The 247-nt window shown below is 52.6% G+C and carries 3 tRNA genes; all 3 read left to right on the top strand.

Annotated elements, in window-relative coordinates:
• A tRNA-Val gene (locus tag AC6CH1_RS19315) sits at window positions 1-76 on the top strand.
• A 9-nt stretch (window positions 77-85) separates the two neighbouring features.
• Window positions 86-161: transfer RNA gene (locus AC6CH1_RS19310), tRNA-Thr, on the top strand.
• Between the two features lie 6 nt (window positions 162-167).
• A tRNA-Lys gene (locus AC6CH1_RS19305) sits at window positions 168-243 on the top strand.
• Window positions 244-247: the final 4 nt, after the last annotated feature.

The following is a 247-nucleotide window of genomic DNA, read 5'->3' as shown; positions in this document are numbered from 1 at the left end:
GGAGGATTAGCTCAGCTGGGAGAGCACCTGCCTTACAAGCAGGGGGTCGGCGGTTCGAGCCCGTCATCCTCCACCATTTCTAAATGCCGGTGTAGCTCAGTTGGTAGAGCAACTGACTTGTAATCAGTAGGTCGAGGGTTCGACTCCTTTCGCCGGCACCATTTAGAGAGCCATTAGCTCAGTTGGTAGAGCATCTGACTTTTAATCAGAGGGTCGAAGGTTCGAGTCCTTCATGGCTCACCAGTTT

Source organism: Solibacillus sp. GQ1 (assembly GCF_059758555.1).
Note: the sequence above shows the minus strand (reverse complement) of the source record. Positions and strands in the feature narration are given on the sequence as shown.